The organism is Marinobacterium nitratireducens, assembly GCF_014645375.1.
GTDB classification, from domain to species: domain Bacteria; phylum Pseudomonadota; class Gammaproteobacteria; order Pseudomonadales; family Balneatricaceae; genus Marinobacterium_A; species Marinobacterium_A nitratireducens.
In genome coordinates, this window is record NZ_BMLT01000038.1 from 1 (window position 1) to 566 (window position 566).

Annotated in this window: 1 protein-coding gene; it reads right to left on the minus strand. The window is 61.0% G+C overall.

What is annotated here, in order from left to right; all coding sequences use genetic code 11:
- A partial coding sequence (locus IEX85_RS23890) for a GTP-binding protein (protein ID WP_229722098.1) occupies nt 1–566 on the minus strand: 566 nt, incomplete at both ends.

Below are 566 nucleotides of genomic sequence, written 5' to 3' on the forward strand. Positions count from 1 at the left end.
CCACGCAGCAGCGCGCCGACGTTCTCGCCTGCACGGCCTTCGTCCAGCAGCTTGCGGAACATTTCGACACCGGTGCAGGTGGTCTTCTGAGTGTCGCGGATACCGACGATCTCGATTTCCTCACCCACCTTGATGATACCGCGCTCGACACGACCGGTAACAACGGTACCACGACCGGAGATGGAGAAGACGTCCTCGACCGGCATCAGGAACGGCTGATCGATCGCACGCTCCGGCTCCGGAATGTAGGAGTCCAGGGTTTCAACCAGCTTCTTGACAGCGGTAGTACCCAGTTCGTTGTCGTCTTCGCCGTTCAGGGCCATCAGAGCGGAACCGGCGATGATCGGGGTGTCGTCGCCCGGGAACTCGTAGGTGTCCAGCAGCTCGCGCAGTTCCATTTCGACCAGTTCCAGCATTTCTGCGTATTCGTCGGAATCGACGCCGCCGCAGTCTTCAGCCAGCAGGTCAGCCTTGTTCAGGAACACGACGATGTACGGAACGCCAACCTGACGGGACAGCAGGATGTGCTCACGGGTCTGCGGCATCGGACCGTCGGTCGCGCCACA